The sequence below is a fragment of the Gordonia zhenghanii genome (genome assembly GCF_021738965.1).
GTDB classification, from domain to species: Bacteria; Actinomycetota; Actinomycetes; order Mycobacteriales; family Mycobacteriaceae; genus Gordonia; species Gordonia zhenghanii.
On sequence record NZ_JAKKOQ010000006.1, the window covers coordinates 259,769 to 277,298 of the forward strand.

General features: G+C 65.8%; 15 protein-coding genes. 10 read left to right on the forward strand and 5 right to left on the reverse strand.

Translation table 11 applies throughout. From position 1 onward, the window contains the following. Positions 1–1,659, forward strand: coding sequence for an FAD-dependent oxidoreductase (locus L5G32_RS08040; RefSeq protein ID WP_237010508.1), 1,659 nt, complete (start codon positions 1–3; stop codon positions 1,657–1,659). A 79-nt stretch (positions 1,660–1,738) separates the two neighbouring features. Here L5G32_RS08040 and L5G32_RS08045 read toward each other — a convergent pair whose 3' ends face one another. The 3 genes from L5G32_RS08045 to L5G32_RS08055 all read right to left on the reverse strand — a co-directional run bounded on the left by L5G32_RS08045 (position 1,739) and on the right by L5G32_RS08055 (position 6,104). Next, positions 1,739–2,851 carry an NDMA-dependent alcohol dehydrogenase gene (locus L5G32_RS08045; protein WP_237010509.1) on the reverse strand — a complete coding sequence of 371 codons (1,113 nt, stop codon included), beginning with the start codon at positions 2,849–2,851 and terminating at the stop codon, positions 1,739–1,741. Between the two features lie 29 nt (positions 2,852–2,880). Further along, entirely contained in the window at positions 2,881–4,380 is a 1,500-nt protein-coding gene (locus L5G32_RS08050) for an aldehyde dehydrogenase family protein (protein WP_237010510.1), read from the reverse strand. Positions 4,381–4,499: 119 nt separating this feature from the next. Continuing rightward, positions 4,500–6,104: a helix-turn-helix domain-containing protein gene (locus L5G32_RS08055; protein ID WP_237010511.1), complete on the reverse strand. Its 1,605-nt coding sequence runs from the start codon at positions 6,102–6,104 to the stop codon at positions 4,500–4,502. Positions 6,105–6,228: 124 nt separating this feature from the next. Here L5G32_RS08055 and L5G32_RS08060 point away from each other — a divergent pair, with 124 nt between their 5' ends. After that, positions 6,229–7,113, forward strand: coding sequence for an exodeoxyribonuclease III (locus tag L5G32_RS08060; RefSeq protein ID WP_237010512.1), 885 nt, complete (start codon positions 6,229–6,231; stop codon positions 7,111–7,113). Positions 7,114–7,129: 16 nt separating this feature from the next. Here the strand turns inward: L5G32_RS08060 and L5G32_RS08065 are convergent, their stop codons facing one another. After that, complete coding sequence (locus L5G32_RS08065; protein ID WP_237010513.1) at positions 7,130–8,392, reverse strand: CynX/NimT family MFS transporter; 1,263 nt, start codon at positions 8,390–8,392, stop codon at positions 7,130–7,132. 459 nt (positions 8,393–8,851) lie between these two features. On the opposite strand from L5G32_RS08065, the gene rpsL reads away from it, so the two are divergent. From rpsL to L5G32_RS08105, 8 genes are all read left to right on the forward strand, one after another. After that, on the forward strand, positions 8,852–9,223 hold the full coding sequence (gene rpsL, locus L5G32_RS08070) for a 30S ribosomal protein S12 (protein WP_237010514.1): 372 nt from the start codon (positions 8,852–8,854) through the stop codon (positions 9,221–9,223). Between the two features lie 5 nt (positions 9,224–9,228). Continuing rightward, complete coding sequence (gene rpsG, locus L5G32_RS08075) at positions 9,229–9,699, forward strand: 30S ribosomal protein S7 (protein WP_124710516.1); 471 nt, start codon at positions 9,229–9,231, stop codon at positions 9,697–9,699. 116 nt (positions 9,700–9,815) lie between these two features. Beyond that, on the forward strand, positions 9,816–11,924 hold the full coding sequence (gene fusA / locus L5G32_RS08080; RefSeq protein WP_237010515.1) for an elongation factor G: 2,109 nt from the start codon (positions 9,816–9,818) through the stop codon (positions 11,922–11,924). Positions 11,925–12,127: 203 nt separating this feature from the next. Next, positions 12,128–13,318, forward strand: a complete 1,191-nt coding sequence (gene tuf / locus L5G32_RS08085; protein WP_237010516.1) for an elongation factor Tu — start codon at positions 12,128–12,130, stop codon at positions 13,316–13,318. A gap of 194 nt (positions 13,319–13,512) precedes the next feature. Continuing rightward, positions 13,513–14,418, forward strand: a complete 906-nt coding sequence (locus L5G32_RS08090; RefSeq protein WP_237010517.1) for an SDR family oxidoreductase — start codon at positions 13,513–13,515, stop codon at positions 14,416–14,418. Positions 14,419–14,498: 80 nt separating this feature from the next. Beyond that, complete coding sequence (locus L5G32_RS08095) at positions 14,499–15,251, forward strand: alpha/beta fold hydrolase (RefSeq protein WP_237010518.1); 753 nt, start codon at positions 14,499–14,501, stop codon at positions 15,249–15,251. A gap of 36 nt (positions 15,252–15,287) precedes the next feature. After that, entirely contained in the window at positions 15,288–15,749 is a 462-nt protein-coding gene (locus L5G32_RS08100; protein ID WP_237010519.1) for a flavodoxin domain-containing protein, read from the forward strand. A 67-nt stretch (positions 15,750–15,816) separates the two neighbouring features. Next, a complete protein-coding gene (locus L5G32_RS08105; protein ID WP_237010520.1) occupies positions 15,817–16,497 on the forward strand; it encodes a nitroreductase in 681 nt (226 codons plus the stop codon). Between the two features lie 9 nt (positions 16,498–16,506). Here L5G32_RS08105 and L5G32_RS08110 read toward each other — a convergent pair whose 3' ends face one another. Beyond that, entirely contained in the window at positions 16,507–17,463 is a 957-nt protein-coding gene (locus L5G32_RS08110; RefSeq protein ID WP_237010521.1) for an oxygenase MpaB family protein, read from the reverse strand. Positions 17,464–17,530 lie beyond the last annotated feature (67 nt).

The following is a 17,530-nucleotide window of genomic DNA, read 5'->3' on the forward strand; positions in this document are numbered from 1 at the left end:
GTGACGTTCGTGATCACGCGTCCGTGCTGCAACGACGCGAGCTGCGTCAGCGTGTGTCCGGTGAACTGCATACATCCGACGCCCGAGGAGCCGGAGTTCCGCACGGCGGAGATGCTCTACATCGACCCGGAGACCTGCATCGACTGTGGAGCGTGCGTCGACGCGTGTCCGGTCGGGGCGATCTTCCCCGATGACGAGCTCGCCGAGGAGGACGAACCGTACCTCCGATTGAACGCCGACTACTACCTCGACCACGAGGTCGACGCGGGTGAGCCGAAGCCGGTCCGCACGCCGAAGCTTCCCGAGGGGGAGGTGCACGTCGCTGTCGTCGGCGCCGGGCCCGCGGCGTTCTATGCGACCGAGGAACTGGTCCGCCATCCCAGCGTGCACGTCGACATGTTCGACCGGCTGCCGACCCCGTACGGGCTGGTCCGTGCGGGTGTCGCCCCGGATCACTCAGCGACCAAGTCGGTCGAACGGACCTTCTCGTCGACGGCACGCAAGAAGAACTTCCAGTACTGCCTGGGAGTCACGGTCGGTGAGGACATCACGCACGACGAGTTGACCGAGCGGTACCACGCCGTCGTGTACGCGAGCGGCGCGTCGACGGACAAACGGCTCGGCGTCGACGGCGAGTCGTTGCCCGGTTCGGTGGCCGCCACGGACTTCGTCGCCTGGTACAACGGTCATCCCGACCACGCTGACGACGCCTTCGATTTCTCGTCGGCGCGCGCGGTGATCGTCGGCAACGGGAACGTGGCGCTCGACGTCGCGCGGATCCTGCTGACCGACCCGGACGATCTCGCCTCGACCGACATCGCCGAACACGCGCTCGACGCGTTGCGGTCGTCGGCAGTCCGGGAGGTCGTGATCCTGGGGCGTCGCAGCATCGCCGACGGGGCGTACACCAACTCCGAGTTCCTCTCGATGCGACTCGTCGACGGCGTGGACGTCGTCATCGACGCCGACGATCTGGAACTGGGTGACGAGTTGGCTCGGCAGGTGTCCGAGGGCAGCGTCGACAGCACAATCGGATCGAAGGTCAGGCTCGCCCGCGAATACGCGGATCACGGGGCACAGGGGGCGGACAAGCGGTTCGTGTTCCGTTACCTGACGGCCCCGACCCGGATCCTCGGTGAGGATCGGGTGACCGGGGTTCGGGTGGTGCGCAACACGTTCGACGCGGACGCCGGCCGCATCGTCCCGACCGAGGAGACCTCGGACATCGCTACTGGACTGGTGATCCGGTCCATCGGCTACCGCGGAGTCGCCGTCGACGGACTGCCGTTCGACGACGCAGCGGGGGTGGTGCCCAACGACGCGGGGCGCGTCGTCGGCGACGACGGAGTTCACGTTCCGGGCCACTACGTCGCAGGCTGGCTCAAGCGTGGCGCATCCGGCGGCATCGGGACCAACCGGTTCTGCGGCCAGGAGACTGCATCGTCGTTGATCGCGGACATCATCGCCGGGTCACTGCCGGCTCCGACCGGATCGCGCGACGACGTCGCCGGACTGCTGGCCTCGCGTGGCGTCGAGCCGATCGACAGCACCGGGTGGGCGGCGATCGACAAGGCCGAGCGCGACGCCGGGCGGGCGTCGGGTCGGCCACGGCGCAAGATTGTCACCGTCGACGGACTGCGCGCGGCGGCCGGAGGTTAGGACGATTGGATTCCGCGGACCCGCCGGGCTGAAAAAGCCGCAACGGGTCCGCGGAGAACAGGGCCTACTCAGTGGAAGGCTAGGACGCGTGATCGATCACGCCGCGGACGTTGAGCCCGTTACGCAGATCCTCGTATCCCTGGTTGACGTCTTCGAGCGAGTAGCGCTTGGTGATGAGCTCGTCGAGTTTGAGCTGACCGGCGTCGTACAGGCGGAGAAGTCGGACGATGTCGTACTGCGGGTTCATCGACCCGAACAGCGTGCCCATGATCGTCTTCTGATTGAGCGTCAGGTCGGTTCCCGAGACCTGGACGGTCAGCTTCGTCGGATCGGCCAAGCCGGTGATGACGACCCGGCCGCCCTTGCCGATCACTGCGGTCGCCGCCTGCACGACGGGTACGTCCACCGTGCCCACGAGAATCAGTGCCGCGTCGGCGCCCTGGCCCCAGGTGATCTCAGTGACCTTCTCCTGCGCCTCCTCCGCGGTGGCGAAGGCATGCGTCGCACCGAATTTGAGCGCTTGTTCGCGCTTCATCTGCACCGGGTCCACGACGACGACGTACTTGCAGCCGGCCGAGACAGCGCCCTGCACAGCGTTGATGCCGAGGCCGCCGATGCCGTAGATCACCGCGGTGTCGCCCGCTCGCAGATTGCCCGCGTTCACCGCGGTGCCCCACCCGGACGGAACTCCGCAGCCGACGAGGACCGCCGTCTCCAACGGGAGCCAGTCGTCCACCTTGACGACCGAGTGCTGGGAGATGGTGGCGTACTCGGAGAACGTGCCGAGCATGCACATGCCGCCGAAGTCCTTGCCGTCGCCGTGGAAGCGGAACGTGCCGTCGGGCAGATATCCCTCGAGGATCGTCGCGCCCATGTCGCACAGATTCTGGCGACCGGTGGAGCAGTACCGGCAGGTTCCGCAGTTGGGGATGAAACTGCACACCACGTGGTCGCCCGCCTTCACCTTCGTGACGCCAGGGCCGACCTCTTGGATGACTCCCGAGCCCTCGTGTCCGCCGACGATCGGGTAGCGGGGCGGCAGGTCGCCGTCGGTCAGGTGCAGATCCGAGTGGCAGAGGCCTGCCGCGGTGAACTTGATGAGGACTTCGCCTGCCTTAGGGCCGTCGAGGTCGAGCTCCATGATCTCGAAGGGCTTGCCCGCTTCGAGGAGCACAGCTGCTTTGGTCTTCATGATTCTTCTCGTTTCTGTGGGTGGACGGGTCAGAGTGCGACGTTGACGGACTTGGTCTGGGTGTAGAGATCGATGGCGGAGTCGCCGAGCTCGCGACCCCACCCGGACTGCTTGAATCCACCGAACGGGAGGGCGGTGTCGAAGCCGTTGTACTGGTTGACCCACACCGAACCGGCCTGGACGGCGGCCGCGGTACGGTGCGCTTTCGAGATGTCCTTGGTCCAGATGCCCGCGGCGAGTCCGTAGATCGAGTTGTTCGCGGCCTGCGCCACGTCTTCCTCACCGTCGAACGGGAGCGCGACGACCACCGGGCCGAAGATCTCCTCCTCGACGATGGAGAACTCGGGCTTCACGTCGACGAACACGGTCGGCTCGACGAAGTATCCTTCGGTGCCCCATCGCTTGCCGCCGGTGAGTGCGCGGGCCCCGTCGGCGAGCCCCTGCTGGATGTAGCTGCTTACCCGGTCGAACTGCTCCTGCGACACCAACGGCCCCAGCTCCGTCGCCGGGTCGAGGCCGGGACCGATCTTGGCTTGGGACGCCGCGTCGGCGACCGCCTGCGTGAAGTCGTCGAAGATCTCCCGCTGGACGAACATGCGGGTGCCTGCCACACAGCACTGGCCGTGGTTGAACATCCAGGCGGCGACGGACCCGGCGACGGCGGCGTCGAAATCGGCGTCCGCGTAGACGATGTTCGGGCTCTTGCCACCCAGCTCGAGTGACACTTTCTTCAGATTGCCGGTCGACGCTTGGACGATCTTCTTGCCGACCTCGGTGGATCCGGTGAACGCGACCTTGTCGACGTCCATGTGCGCCGACAGCGCAGCGCCCGCGTCGCCGTAGCCGGGGACGATGTTGACAACGCCGGGCGGGAACCCGGCCTCCTCGAAGAGTTCACCGAGCATCAGCGCGCTCAGCGGAGTCTGTTCGGCGGGTTTGAGGACCACCGTGTTGCCTGCGGCCAGCGCGGGTGCGAGCTTCCACGTGGTCATCAGGATGGGGAAGTTCCACGGGACGATCTGTCCACACACGCCGAGGGACTCACGACGGGTATAGGCGTGGAACTGCTGCTCCGGGGGTGCGAACGGCATGGACGGGGTGACCGACGACCCGGAGATCTTGGTGACCAGACCGGCGTTGTAGCGCCAGACGTCGGCCGACCAGGGAACGTCGACCGCGGACGCGATCGAGACCGACTTGCCGTTGTCGAGGGCTTCGAGTTGGCCGAAGACGTCTGCGCGTTCGCTGAGCAGGTCGCCGATCCGCCAGATCAGACGTTCGCGCTCGTTCGGCCGCATCCGCGACCACGGGCCCTCGTACGCTGCGCGGGCGGCGGCGACTGCGCGGTCGATGTCGGCGGCTTCGCCGTGGGCGACATTCGTGATGACCTGTCCGGTCGCCGGGTCGTGCGTGGCGAACGTCCGGCCCGATGCGGCGTCGACCCACTGTCCGCCGATCAGCATTGTGCGGTCCGCCGCGACGAAGTCGGCGACGGCGGGGAGCAGGGCCGGGTCCAGAGTCGTGGTCATCGGTACCTCCTAGCGAGAGATGTGAAGTGCGCCACTGTGGCGTACGTCATTTCTCCCACGTTCGGCGAGGCGGCACGTGTCCGGAAACTGAACAGTCCGCGTGCACACGTGGCCACCGTTCAGATCCCGAGTGCCCGAATCCTGGCATAGAGGGTCGTGCGGCTGATGCCGAGCGCCTTCGATGCGTGACTCTTGTTCCCGCGAGCAGTGTCGAGCGCGTCGAGGATGGCCTGCCTCTCGGCCTGCTCCAGACCCATCAGCTTCGACGCGCGAGTGGAGCCGCGGTACTCCTCGGGCAGGTCGACGGCGCCTATCGCACGTGAACCGCGTGCCGCTGCCGCGGCTGCGGCCTGGCCGAGGACGATGCTCAATTCGGTGAGGTTTCCCGGCCACTCCTGGCAGACGAGGGCGTCCGCGGCGTCTGAGTGTAGTTCCAGGCGCGAGTCGATGCCCCGCAGCATGGCCTGACCGAGCGACGCGAGTTCCGTCGTGCGCTGACGCAACGGCCGCGGGGTGATCCGATGCCTGCAGCACGCAGTGAGTGCGGCAGCCGGGCTCGACAGCGATTCGACGGGGCCGGTGATGATCACGATCGGCGGGTCCGGCGATCCGCGGCCCGAGACCGCCGCATGTAGCAGGCGGAGCGATCGTTCGTCGAGGAGATCGGCTCCGTCGACGATGACGCCGCGGCCCGACAGCCGCGACGCGCGCAGGACGGCCGCGACGTCGATCGGAGTCCCGTCCAGGATCGACGCCGCCACGTCGACGAGAGTCGCCTCGTCGGCGGGGACCCGAGTGAAGGCGTGCGTCGTGCGGCCGGTCCCCGTCTCGCCGCAGATCGCAGTGGTCGCGGCGACGGTCGCAGGCGAGCCCAGTCCGGTCGCGGGCGCGAGGTCGTCAAGCCGTGGGCGGAGGCGGAAGACCGCCGCATACTGCACACCAGGCACCCGGTCGACCACGATGTCGGCGACGACGCCGCACACGAGGGTGATGGTCGGTGGCGCATTCCTCTCACCGACCAGGAGTCGCAACGTGCCGAAGTCGCCTGGGGCGAGGAGTTGGGAGGCGAGCGAGTTCGCGAGTTGGAGGTCGTCGCCGACGGCGGCGACCGCTCGGTCACGTCGCGCCGACGCGTACTCGAAGGCGGACACCACTGCGCGGTGGTCGGCGTGGGAGCGGCTCAACAGTCGGTCGGCGATGTCGTCGACGAGTCCGCGGATCAACGGCGCTGACAGCGGATTCACGCGGTCGGCGACCTCGGCCATGCAGATGATTCCGGCGAGCCGTCGTGTCGCCGGATGAATGATCGGCCTGCCGAAGCAGCTCAGCGATCGGAACTGTTCGAGATAGTGCTCGCTGCCGTTGATGACGACGTCGCCCCGTACCTCCGCGGTGGTGCCCAGTGCGGTCGTGCCCATCTCTCGCTCGCCGAACGCCGCGCCGTGGACGGCCCCGGCACTCTCGAATCGGCGTTCCAGAGTCGCATCGGCCGACACTCGAGCGACCATCCGGCTCTCACTGTCGACCAGGAGGAGCGCGGTCTCGGTCCCCCCGAGCGTCTGGGCCGCACGTGCGAGAACCGGGCGTGCCGCGTCGAGGAGCGGGTCCGCGGACGCGACGTCGGAGAGCATCGGCTCCGGGCGGGCGTCACGTTGTAGCCCGGAGGACGCGACACGTCGCCACGACGCCGCGATCACATCGCGATGGGGGAGGCTGGTGGTCACGGCTCTACTGTGGCATGGATTACATTTTGCCGGTACCCGTTGCAGCGCGTTGCGTCCGATCAGGTGCCGAGGCTGTGCCTCGGCCGGTCGGTGCCGACTGCCGCGGTCCGGTTACGGTTGAGTCATGCGTGTCGCGACGTGGAACGTCAATTCGGTGAAGCAGCGTGTGCCCCGACTGCTGCCTTGGCTCGACGAGCGAGCGCCTGACGTCGTGTGTCTGCAGGAGACCAAGGTGTCCGACGACGTGTTCGCGGCCGAGTTGGGCGACGAACTCGCTTCTCGCGGTTACGAGTTCGCCCATGCCGGGCAGGGGCAGTGGAACGGTGTCGCACTCCTGAGCAAGGTGGGCCTCGACGAGGTCCGAGTCGCGTTCGACGGCGCACCGGGGTTCCCCGACGCCGACGCCGCGCCGGAAGGGCGGGCGATCTCCGCGGTCTGCGACGGTGTCCGCGTCCACTCGCTCTACGTGCCCAACGGCCGTGAGGTGGACTCCGCCCACTACCGGTACAAGCTGGCCTGGCTCGAGACGCTACGGGCATCGATCATCGACGAGGCCGACTCGACGATGCTCTGCGGAGACTTCAACATTATTCCGACCGACCGGGACTGCTTCGACCCGTCGGCGTTCGTCGGACACACGCACGTGACCTCGCGAGAACGGGACGCACTGACTGAGTTCGTGGACCTCGGATTGCGGGACACGATGCGGGCGCACTGGCCGGACGAACAGATCTATACGTACTGGGACTATCGCGCAGGCATGTTCCACAAGGACCTCGGGATGCGCATCGACCTCCTCCTCGCCGGCGGGTCGGTCGCCGACCGCGTGCAGGCGGCATGGGTGGATCGCAAGGCCCGCAAGGGAACCAAGCCGAGCGATCACGCGCCGGTGTTCGTGGATCTCGACAGCGCACCCGACGGCGACGTCGGGCCAGTGGTGCCGCCGCCGTCGCGTCCGGCGAAGGTGTCGCCGGGATCGGTGAGCCTGCCCCACACCGTGGCGGATTGACGCGCCGCTGCCTCGTCTAGCGTTCGGCGACCATGTCTTCCAGATAGCGCGGCTTGCAGATGACCCACGCGCCGCACAGCATCACCACGACCATGCCGACGAGGAGCAGAAGGGGAACGCCCCAGCCGCCGGTCACGTCGTGCAGCACGCCGAACAGCATCGGCCCGGCACACGCGAGCAGGTAGCCGACGCCCTGCGCGAAACCGGACAGCGACGCCGACGCCGCACTCGTTCGGGTCCGGACGTTGATGAGCGTCAAGGCCAGTGGGAAGGTCGTCGGACCGAGACCGCAGAGCAGTGCCCACAGCAGGGGTGCAGACAGCGGAGCCCACATCAGTCCGGCGAAGCCGGCGAACCAGCAGGCTGCGAACAGCACGGTGAAGCCGAACGGGTTCGCGAACCGGGTCGCCAACGACGGAGCGACGAACGTCGCGGCCAACCCGACGCCGGAGAACACGGCGACCGCGTTTCCGCCGAGCGACTCGCTGCCGCCGGCGTCGGTGAAGATCTTCGGCAGCCAGGTGAACATCGCGTAGGTGCCCGCCGAGGTCATGCCGAACATGAACGTCATGCCCCACGCCATCGGGTTGCGCCACATCGAGATCCCGACGTCCGGGACCGGCGCGGGGGTGGACGGGTCGTCGAGTGCGGTCGCGGCCTCCTGTCGGAGCCTCGCGCGGCGTTCGCGGACCACCCACAGCCACGGGCCGAGCGCAGCCAATGGCACGACGGCCCACACGCCGAGCGAGAAGCGCCAGTTCGTCGAGTCGGCCAACGGGATCGCGACCGCGGCGGGAATCACGGTTCCCGCTTGGACGAACACGATGTACGCAGTGCTGATCGGAGCGATCCGGTCGGTGAAGTAGCGCTTCACCAGTGGCGGGATCAGGATGTTGCCGATCCCCATGCCGAACAGGGCGATGCACGACAGGGCGACGAGCACGACGACGTTCTGGCTGAACGATCGCGCGGCGATGCCGACGCCGGTGATCACGACGGCCGCGAGCGTCACCTGTTCGATGCCGAATCGGCGGCCCAGTCGAGGCGACACGATCCCCGCGACGCCGAAGGCCAGGGTCGGCAGCATGCCGAGTAGGCCGCTGATCGTGTTGCCGAAGCCGATGTCCTCGGACACCCGCTCGAGCAGCGGCGTCAACGACGTGACCGCGGTGCGCAGCGAGAACGCGAACACGATGATGGCGAGAAGAACGACGACCCGGCCCCGCAGACCGCCCGATCCGTATCGTCCGAACGATGGAGTCTGCGTCGTAGTCGTCACCGGGTCAATGGTGGCAGTCGGACTGCGGGCGAAGCCACTCGATTTCAGGTGCGAACGGTCACACAGGCCACTGTGCGTGACGCCGGATCGGCGCGTTGCTTTCCGCGCTGTTCGGACCGTGTTCAACCTCGCATGTCAACAATTTTGACCGGGGTAAATCCGGGCGGTAAAGTATTGCGTCGGCACCTGCCCACGGTAGATGCTGCCCGCATCAGACGTCGGACCACGTCCGGCGGAGGCGGGAATCGCGGTTCGACGAAGGTGTGGATGACACACCCGACCTCGGGGTGGCGATATCACAGTTGACCGGCGCAGACGTGCCGGTGGGGCGAGTTGCGGACATCGTTCGGAGCGAGTGTGGACTTCTGTCTGCGCTCGGCCTGGAAGACGTGCCCGGAGCACTAACCGTGACGAAGAGAAGGACCGACGGGAGTCGGCCCACAAGGAGAAAAGAACTCAGTGCCAACTATTAACCAGCTGGTCCGTAAGGGCCGCAAGGACAAGGCGACGATCAAAAAGACCGCCGCCCTGAAGGGGAGCCCGCAGCGGCGCGGCGTGTGCACTCGCGTGTACACCACCACCCCTAAGAAGCCGAACTCTGCTCTTCGTAAGGTCGCCCGTGTGCGCCTCACGAGTGGCATCGAGGTCACCGCCTACATTCCGGGTGAGGGCCACAACCTGCAGGAGCACTCGATGGTGCTCGTCCGCGGTGGTCGAGTGAAGGACCTCCCCGGTGTTCGCTACCGCATCATCCGCGGCTCGCTCGACACCCAGGGTGTCAAGGACCGCAAGCAGGCTCGCAGCCGTTACGGCGCCAAGAAGGGAAGCTGATCTAGATGCCACGTAAAGGACCCGCTCCCAAGCGCCCGCTGATCAACGACCCGGTCTACGGTTCGCCCCTGGTCACGCAGCTCGTCAACAAGATCCTGCTGGACGGCAAGAAGTCGACCGCCGAGCGGATCGTCTACCAGGCCCTCGAGCAGGCTCGCGACAAGACCGGCACCGACCCGGTCGTCACGCTCAAGCGCGCACTCGACAACGTCAAGCCGACCCTCGAGGTCAAGAGCCGACGCGTCGGCGGTGCAACCTACCAGGTGCCGATCGAGGTCAAGCCCGGTCGCGCCAACACGCTGGCTCTGCGTTGGCTGGTCACGTTCAGCCGTCAGCGTCGTGAGAAGACCATGGTCGAGCGTCTCGCCAACGAGCTGCTCGACGCATCGAACGGTCTCGGCGCTTCGGTGAAGCGTCGCGAGGACACCCACAAGATGGCTGAAGCCAACCGGGCGTTCGCGCACTACCGCTGGTGACAACCGCCGGACGCGGATCGGGTCAACCCCGATCCGCGTTCATCGGCCCTTTGCCCTCGGGCGGATGGTCGTCGAAGAACCAATTCCAACCTCTAGCGAAAATGCGAGGCGAATAAGTGGCACAGGAAGTGCTGAACGACCTGACCAAGGTCCGCAATATCGGCATCATGGCTCACATCGATGCCGGCAAGACCACCACCACCGAGCGCATCCTCTACTACACCGGTGTGAACTACAAGATCGGTGAGACCCACGACGGTGCATCGACCACCGACTGGATGGAGCAGGAGAAGGAGCGTGGTATCACCATCACCTCCGCCGCCGTGACGTGCTTCTGGGGCAACAACCAGATCAACGTCATCGACACCCCGGGTCACGTCGACTTCACGGTCGAGGTCGAGCGCGCGCTCCGCGTGCTCGACGGCGCCGTCGCCGTCTTCGACGGCAAGGAGGGCGTCGAGCCCCAGTCCGAGCAGGTCTGGCGCCAGGCGACCAAGTACGACGTTCCCCGCATCTGCTTCGTCAACAAGATGGACAAGATGGGCGCGGACTTCTACTACACCGTGCAGACGATCATCGATCGTCTCGGTGCGAAGCCGCTCGTCATGCAGCTCCCGATCGGTGCTGAGGATGCCTTCGACGGCGTCGTCGACCTGATCGAGATGAAGGCGATCACCTGGCGTGGAACCGTCGCGATCGGCGCCGAGCCCACCTTCGAAGAGATTCCCGCGGATCTGGCCGACAAGGCCGCCGAGTACCGCGAGAAGCTGCTCGAGACGGTCGCGGAGTCGGACGAGGCCCTCATGGAGAAGTACTTCTCCGGTGAAGAGCTCTCGATCGACGAGATCAAGGGCGCCATCCGCAAGCTGACCATCAACTCCGAGATCTACCCGGTGCTGTGTGGTTCGGCGTTCAAGAACAAGGGCGTTCAGCCCATGCTCGACGCGGTCATCGACTACCTGCCGAACCCGCTCGACGTCGGCGAGATCGAGGGACACGACCCGAAGAACGAGGAAGAAATCCTCACTCGTCGCCCGTCCAAGGACGAGCCGTTCTCGGCGCTCGCGTTCAAGATCGCTGCTCACCCGTTCTTCGGCAAGCTGACCTTCGTGCGTGTCTACTCCGGTCGCGTCGATCCGGGCACTCAGGTACTCAACGCGACGAAGGGCAAGAAGGAGCGCATCGGCAAGCTCTTCCAGATGCATGCCAACAAGGAGAACCCGGTCGAAGACGCGGTGGCCGGCCACATCTACGCGATGATCGGCCTCAAGGACACCACCACCGGTGACACCCTGTGTGACGCGAACGCTCCGATCGTCCTCGAGTCGATGAGCTTCCCGGCACCGGTCATCAACGTCTCGATCGAGCCGAAGACCAAGTCCGACCAGGAGAAGCTGGGCACCGCGATCCAGAAGCTCGCCGAAGAGGATCCGACGTTCTCGGTGAACCTCGACGAGGAGACCGGTCAGACCGTCATCGGCGGCATGGGCGAGCTCCACCTCGACATCCTCGTCGACCGCATGAAGCGCGAGTTCAAGGTCGAGGCCAACGTCGGCAAGCCGCAGGTCGCCTACCGTGAGACGATCCGCAAGACCGTCGAGAAGCACGACTTCACCCACAAGAAGCAGACGGGTGGCTCGGGCCAGTTCGCGAAGGTCATCGTCAAGCTCGAGCCGTTGGTCGACCCCGAAGAAGAGGGCGCGACCTACGAGTTCAAGAACGCCGTCACCGGCGGTCGTGTCCCGCGCGAGTACATCCCTTCGGTGGATGCAGGCGCGCAGGACGCGATGCAGTACGGCGTGCTGGCCGGCTACCCGCTGGTCAACCTGAAGTTCACTCTGCTCGACGGTCAGTACCACGACGTCGACTCGTCGGAGATGGCCTTCAAGATCGCCGGTTCGCAGGCTCTCAAGGAGTCCGCGAAGATGGCTCAGCCCGTCATCCTGGAGCCGATCATGGCCGTTGAGGTCACGACTCCGGAGGACTACATGGGCGACGTCATCGGCGACCTGAACTCCCGCCGTGGTCAGATCCAGGCCATGGAGGAGCGCAGCGGTGCTCGAGTCGTCAAGGCTCAGGTCCCGCTGTCGGAGATGTTCGGCTACATCGGAGACCTTCGGTCGAAGACTCAGGGCCGAGCTAACTACTCCATGGTCTTCGACTCGTACGCTGAAGTTCCGGCGGCCGTGTCGAAGGAGATCATCGCGAAGGCGACGGGCGAGTAGTGTCTCGTCCGCCTTCTTGGCGGAAACCATTGGCGGACCACACCAGCGTGGACAAACCAATACCCCGGTCGGCGGCTCCCGCCGCCGGTCGGGGACCATGTAATAAGCCTCCCAGTAACGTTGCTGGCTAGTAGCGAGACAGGGAACCCATATCGTCGACCGGGAACCACCCGGTGGCGCAGAGAAGTCCAGGAGGACATCAAGTGGCGAAGGCGAAGTTCGAGCGGACCAAGCCGCACGTGAACATCGGCACCATCGGTCACGTCGACCACGGCAAGACCACCACGACGGCGGCTATCACCAAGGTGTTGGCCGACCAGTACCCGGAACTGAACGAGAGCTTCGCTTTCGATCAGATCGACAAGGCGCCTGAGGAGAAGGCTCGTGGTATCACGATCAACATCTCCCACGTCGAGTACCAGACGGAAAAGCGTCACTACGCTCACGTCGACGCTCCGGGTCACGCCGACTACATCAAGAACATGATCACCGGTGCTGCCCAGATGGACGGCGCGATCCTGGTCGTGGCCGCCACTGACGGCCCGATGCCGCAGACCCGCGAGCACGTCCTCCTGGCCCGCCAGGTCGGCGTTCCCTACATCCTCGTCGCACTGAACAAGGCCGACATGGTCGACGACGATGAGATCATGGAGCTCGTCGAGATGGAGGTCCGCGAACTGCTGGCCGGCCAGGACTTCGACGAGGACGCACCGGTCGTTCCGATCTCGGCGCTGAAGGCGCTCGAGGGTGACGAGAAGTGGGTCAAGTCGGTTCAGGACCTGATGGCTGCTGTCGACGAGTCGATCCCGGACCCCGTCCGTGAGACCGAGAAGCCGTTCCTGATGCCCGTTGAGGACGTCTTCACGATCACCGGTCGTGGCACCGTCGTCACCGGTCGTGTCGAGCGCGGTGAGATCAACGTCAACGCTGAGGTCGAGATCGTCGGCATCCGCGAGAAGAGCACCAAGACCACCGTCACCGGTATCGAGATGTTCCACAAGCTCCTCGACTCGGCTCAGGCCGGCGACAACGCCGGTCTGCTGCTCCGCGGCCTCAAGCGTGAGGACGTCGAGCGTGGCCAGGTCATCGTGCAGCCGGGCACCACGACTCCGCACACGGAGTTCGAGGGCCAGGCGTACATCCTGTCGAAGGATGAGGGTGGCCGTCACACCCCGTTCTTCAACAACTACCGCCCGCAGTTCTACTTCCGCACCACGGACGTGACCGGCGTCGTGACCCTCCCCGAGGGCACCGAGATGGTCATGCCGGGCGACAACACCGAGATGAGCGTCAAGCTCATCCAGCCGGTCGCCATGGACGAGGGCCTGCGTTACGCGATCCGCGAGGGTGGCCGCACCGTCGGTGCCGGCCGCGTCACGAAGATCGTCAAGTGATCTTGTGATCAGTTGATCTCGTAACGAGATCAGAAGAAGTCCCGCTCCGATTCGTCGGAGCGGGACTTTTTTTGTCCGTCCCGTTGGTCGAGCCCCTTCCCGTTGGTCGAGCCCCTTCCCGTTGGTCGAGCGGAGTCTGTTGAGACAGCTTCGCTGGTCGAGCGGAGTCGAGACCCCTGTTCCAATCCATGCGTATGATTGGTATTATCTGGATCACGACCAGAGTGGCGCGTGACCGCGTCGACATGCGCGATACGACAGTGGAGGACATCATGGGACGGTTCGACGGCAAGAAGGCGCTCATCACCGGCGGTGCGCGCGGCCAAGGGCGTTCTCATGCCCTGCGTCTGGCTCGCGAAGGCGCCGACGTCGCGATCCTCGACATCGCTGCGCAGGTCGACTCGGTCGTCTACCCGACGTCGACGCCCGAAGACCTGGCGGCAACGGAGCGCGAACTCAAAGAGCTCGGCGTCCAGGTGCTGGCGATCCAGTGCGACGTCCGTGACCAGGCGGCCGTCGAAGCAGCTGTGGCCCGCGTCGAAGAGGAGTTCGGCGGGATCGACATCGTCCTCGCGAATGCCGGAGTCATGGCGAGCTACGGCGAGAAGAAGCACGACATGGCGGCCTGGGACGACTCGGTCGCGATCATGCTCAACGGCGTCTACTACACGCTTCGCGCGGTGACTCCCGGCCTGATCGAGCGGGACCGCGGTGGCGCGATCGTCATCACCGGTTCGACGTCGAGCTACATCGGTGTCGCCTATAAGGAAGAGATGCTCAATCCGGGGCAGATGGGCTACGGAGCGGCGAAGAGCGGTGTCCTGTCGTTGATGCGGAACTTCGCGATGGTGCTGGGGCAGCACGGTGTCCGCGTCAACACTGTCATTCCCGCAGGCGTGACCACGAAGATGATCAAGAACGAGTTCTTCGAGAAGGATCTGTCCGATGACGCGCCGGGCGGTTGGATGGCGAATGTGATGGGGCACGGACCGGTGGAGCCGGAGGAGATCACCAATGCCGTGACCTGGCTCTGTTCAGACGAGTCGCGCTTCGTCACCGGACAGTCGCTCGCCGTCGACATGGGCACGATGTTGCTCTGACGAGCTCGTCGCGACTGGGACTCTGCGCGGCACCCGAACAGGTGACAACCGCGCAATGGGGTGCCGCTAGCCTGGACGTCATGCGCTCTCCACGTCGAACATCCCCGCACGGCGGTCTGTCGTCGTCGATTCAGGTGTCCGGATCGCTCGACTGCTCTGAGGTTCCGGTGGTCCTTGTGCACGGGATGGGCGGTGACCGGACGACGTGGCGTCCGCTGGCGAGCAGGCTTCGCCGCGAGGGTCGCACGGTGGTTAGCTTCGACATGCGGGGACATGGCCGGACCGGTCCCGCGGACTCGTATCGGCTGGACGACTTCCGCGACGACCTCGCGAGGGTCGTCGATGAAGTCGGCGTGGAACGAGTCGATCTGGTCGGGCACTCGTTGGGTGCCCACACCGCACTGCGGTTCGCGATCTCCGCGCCGGAACGGGCGCGGCGGATCGTGCTCGAAGAGGTGCCCCCGATGCCGCGCGATGAGTCCGATCTCGCCGATGAGGTGACGCCCACGACGACTCTGGGGGAGCGGATTCGGGGTCTCGGCGCCGTCGTCGCCAACCCGGCGCCGTTCCTCCGATTCGATCGTGCGTTGGGCGAACCGGTGCTGTCGGCGTTCACCGTCGCCGAGCCCGCATGGTGGTGCAGTCTGCAGAAGGTCACGGCCCCGACCCTGGTCGTGTCCGGCGGACGGCGCAGTTTTCTGCCGCCGGAGCATCTGCGGGATCTGGCCTACGCGCTGCCGTCCGGTGACTTCATGACGATCGATGCCGGACACAGCGTCCACCGTGATCGCTGCGACGAGTTCGCAGGCGCCGTGCTCGCACATCTGGCGTGACTGGTCCACCGCCACGTTCCGTGTGAGGATCGGGATATGAATTCGTTGATCGTCGTCGCTTCGAAGTCGCACGGGAACACCCTCCGGATTGCGGAGGCGATGGCGGAGACGCTCGACGCGACCGTCGTCGCACCCGGTGACGTGTCCGACTCCGAGATCGATGCCGCGGATCTCGTCGGGTGGGGTTCGGGTGTCTATTGGATGTCGTTCGCTCCAGAACTGACAGCACGGATCGAACGTCTCGCCGTGCGTGACCGCGGCCGCGCTTTCGTCTTCTCGACGAGCGGACTGCCCGAGACTCCGCTGCGTCGATACTCCCGCGCGCTGTCGCGATCGCTCACCGGCCGCGGGTTCGAGGTTCTCGACCCGGTGTTCAGTTGCCGCGGACTCGACACGATGGGGCCGCTCGGGTTGGTCGGGGGAGTGAACAAGGGGACTCCGACGACGAACGATGTCGCGGCCGCACAGGCTTACGCGCGGCGAATCAGCCAGTCCTGAATCGGCGTTCTCGGATGAGCGGTGGAGCGGTTGCGGTGCGTTCCGGCGTGCATGCAAGAGTGACGGTATGACGAACTCTGACTATGACGCCGTCGACCGTGCACTCGCCGGGCGGTACAGCTGCCGCGGGTTCCGTAGCGATCAGGTGCCCGCCGAGACTCTGCGTGCACTGTTCGCGAGCGCGCAGCGCACCGCGTCCTGGTGCAACTCGCAGGCGTGGCAGGTCACGCTCGTCAGCGGCGACGACGCCGCCGACTTCGGAGACGAGCTCACGGCGTGGGTGACCGCGGGCAACCCGCAGGTGATGGACATCGATCCGCCTGCCCGATACGAGGGCGTCTACCAGGAACGTCGACGGGGTGCGGGTTTCGCCCTCTACACCGCGGTGGGCATCGAGCGCGGCGACATGGAGGGCCGGACGCGCCAGATGATCGAGAATTTCCGGTTCTTCGGCGCGCCGCACGTCGCGGTGATCTCGGCGCCGAAAGCACTGGGGGCCTACGGCGCCGTCGACTGCGGCGCGTACGTGTCCTCCCTGTTGACGATCGCTCAGAGCCTCGGCCTCGCGACGATCGCCCAAGCGGCGATCGCCATGCACTCGGACTTCGTCCACGACTACCTCGACATCCCCGACGACCGGAACATCGTCTGCGTCGTCTCCATCGGCTACGCGGACGAGGCACACGCGGCGAACGGCTTCCGCACCGACCGTGCCGACCTCGCCGACGTCGTGGTCGGCCTGCCCTGACGTTCGCATCTAGGCGGAGCGCGCACTCTGCCCGTTGGCTGGATCGGGCGTGTTGTAAAGCGGGCGCGGGTCGACGCCGGTCCGCTCCCATGCCTCGTGGGCCCACGGGACGTAGAGCGCCTTCAGCGGCAGTCTGTTGACCAACGGGTTGATCGTCCGCATGAACGCGGCGAATCGATCGAAGTTCCGTTGGTCGCGGTCGCTCCAACCCAGCTCGCAGACGTCACGCATCTGCTGCGGCAGCGTTCCGACGACGACTGTCCGGAGGGAGCCGTTCAAGGGCGCAGATATTATGCGCCACACGGGATTCGGCATCCATTTCGGTCCGGGTACGCCTTTACGGAGATAGCCGGTCGCATAGACGATGGTCCGAGTCGGGACGAACCGGTCGAGCATCGACTCCCAGTACGCGCAGAACTCGTCGTACGTCTGCGGCTGGCTGCGCGCGGAGACTCCGTACAGCTGGTACCAGACCTTGCTCTCTTCGAAGATCTGAACCTTCTCCTCGTAGGACAGCCTGCGGATGAACGTGTCGGTGATGTACAGGACCTGGTCGACGAACGTGGCGTGTGCCCAGTAGAACAACTCGGGATTGAGCGCGTGATAGCGCGAACCGTCGCTGATGGTGCCTTTGATCCCGCGGTGGAAGTCGCGGACGCGATGGCCCCACTGGTGCGGCTGGTCGGAGTACACCGTGCGCATGATCGGCGGTCCGGACCTCTTGGCGCGGCCCAGAAAGTCGCTGAAGATGACCGAATGGTCTTCGACGCCTTGGGCGAGCTGTTCGATGCAGTTCTCGGTGCCTGCCAGTCGTTGGAATCCGAGGAGTCCACGGGAGTCGCCGTAGAACTTCCAGACCAGGGAGTCGGCTCCGAGCCGGAGATCGAGCGAGTCGACGTCGATGTCGTCGACGACGGCCGGCTCCGCCTCGCGGACGTGCTCGTCGAAGTCTGCGATAGAGGTCATGGCGACAGCGTAACCCGAGTTTGGAACAAAATGAATAGTTTGTGCCAACGTGGGGCTGGTCCATCGC

Excerpts from the sequence above, each read along its gene's own strand:
- L5G32_RS08110 (WP_237010521.1), bottom strand. The coding sequence starts at position 17,463 with ATGACCTCTATCGCAGACTTCGACGAGCACGTCCGCGAGGCGGAGCCG.
- rpsG (WP_124710516.1), top strand. The coding sequence starts at position 9,229 with ATGCCACGTAAAGGACCCGCTCCCAAGCGCCCGCTGATCAACGACCCG.
- L5G32_RS08090 (WP_237010517.1), top strand. The coding sequence starts at position 13,513 with ATGATTGGTATTATCTGGATCACGACCAGAGTGGCGCGTGACCGCGTC.
- L5G32_RS08105 (WP_237010520.1), top strand. The coding sequence starts at position 15,817 with ATGACGAACTCTGACTATGACGCCGTCGACCGTGCACTCGCCGGGCGG.
- L5G32_RS08060 (WP_237010512.1), top strand. The coding sequence starts at position 6,229 with ATGCGTGTCGCGACGTGGAACGTCAATTCGGTGAAGCAGCGTGTGCCC.
- L5G32_RS08045 (WP_237010509.1), bottom strand. The coding sequence starts at position 2,851 with ATGAAGACCAAAGCAGCTGTGCTCCTCGAAGCGGGCAAGCCCTTCGAG.
- L5G32_RS08050 (WP_237010510.1), bottom strand. The coding sequence starts at position 4,380 with ATGACCACGACTCTGGACCCGGCCCTGCTCCCCGCCGTCGCCGACTTC.
- L5G32_RS08100 (WP_237010519.1), top strand. The coding sequence starts at position 15,288 with ATGAATTCGTTGATCGTCGTCGCTTCGAAGTCGCACGGGAACACCCTC.
- L5G32_RS08095 (WP_237010518.1), top strand. The coding sequence starts at position 14,499 with ATGCGCTCTCCACGTCGAACATCCCCGCACGGCGGTCTGTCGTCGTCG.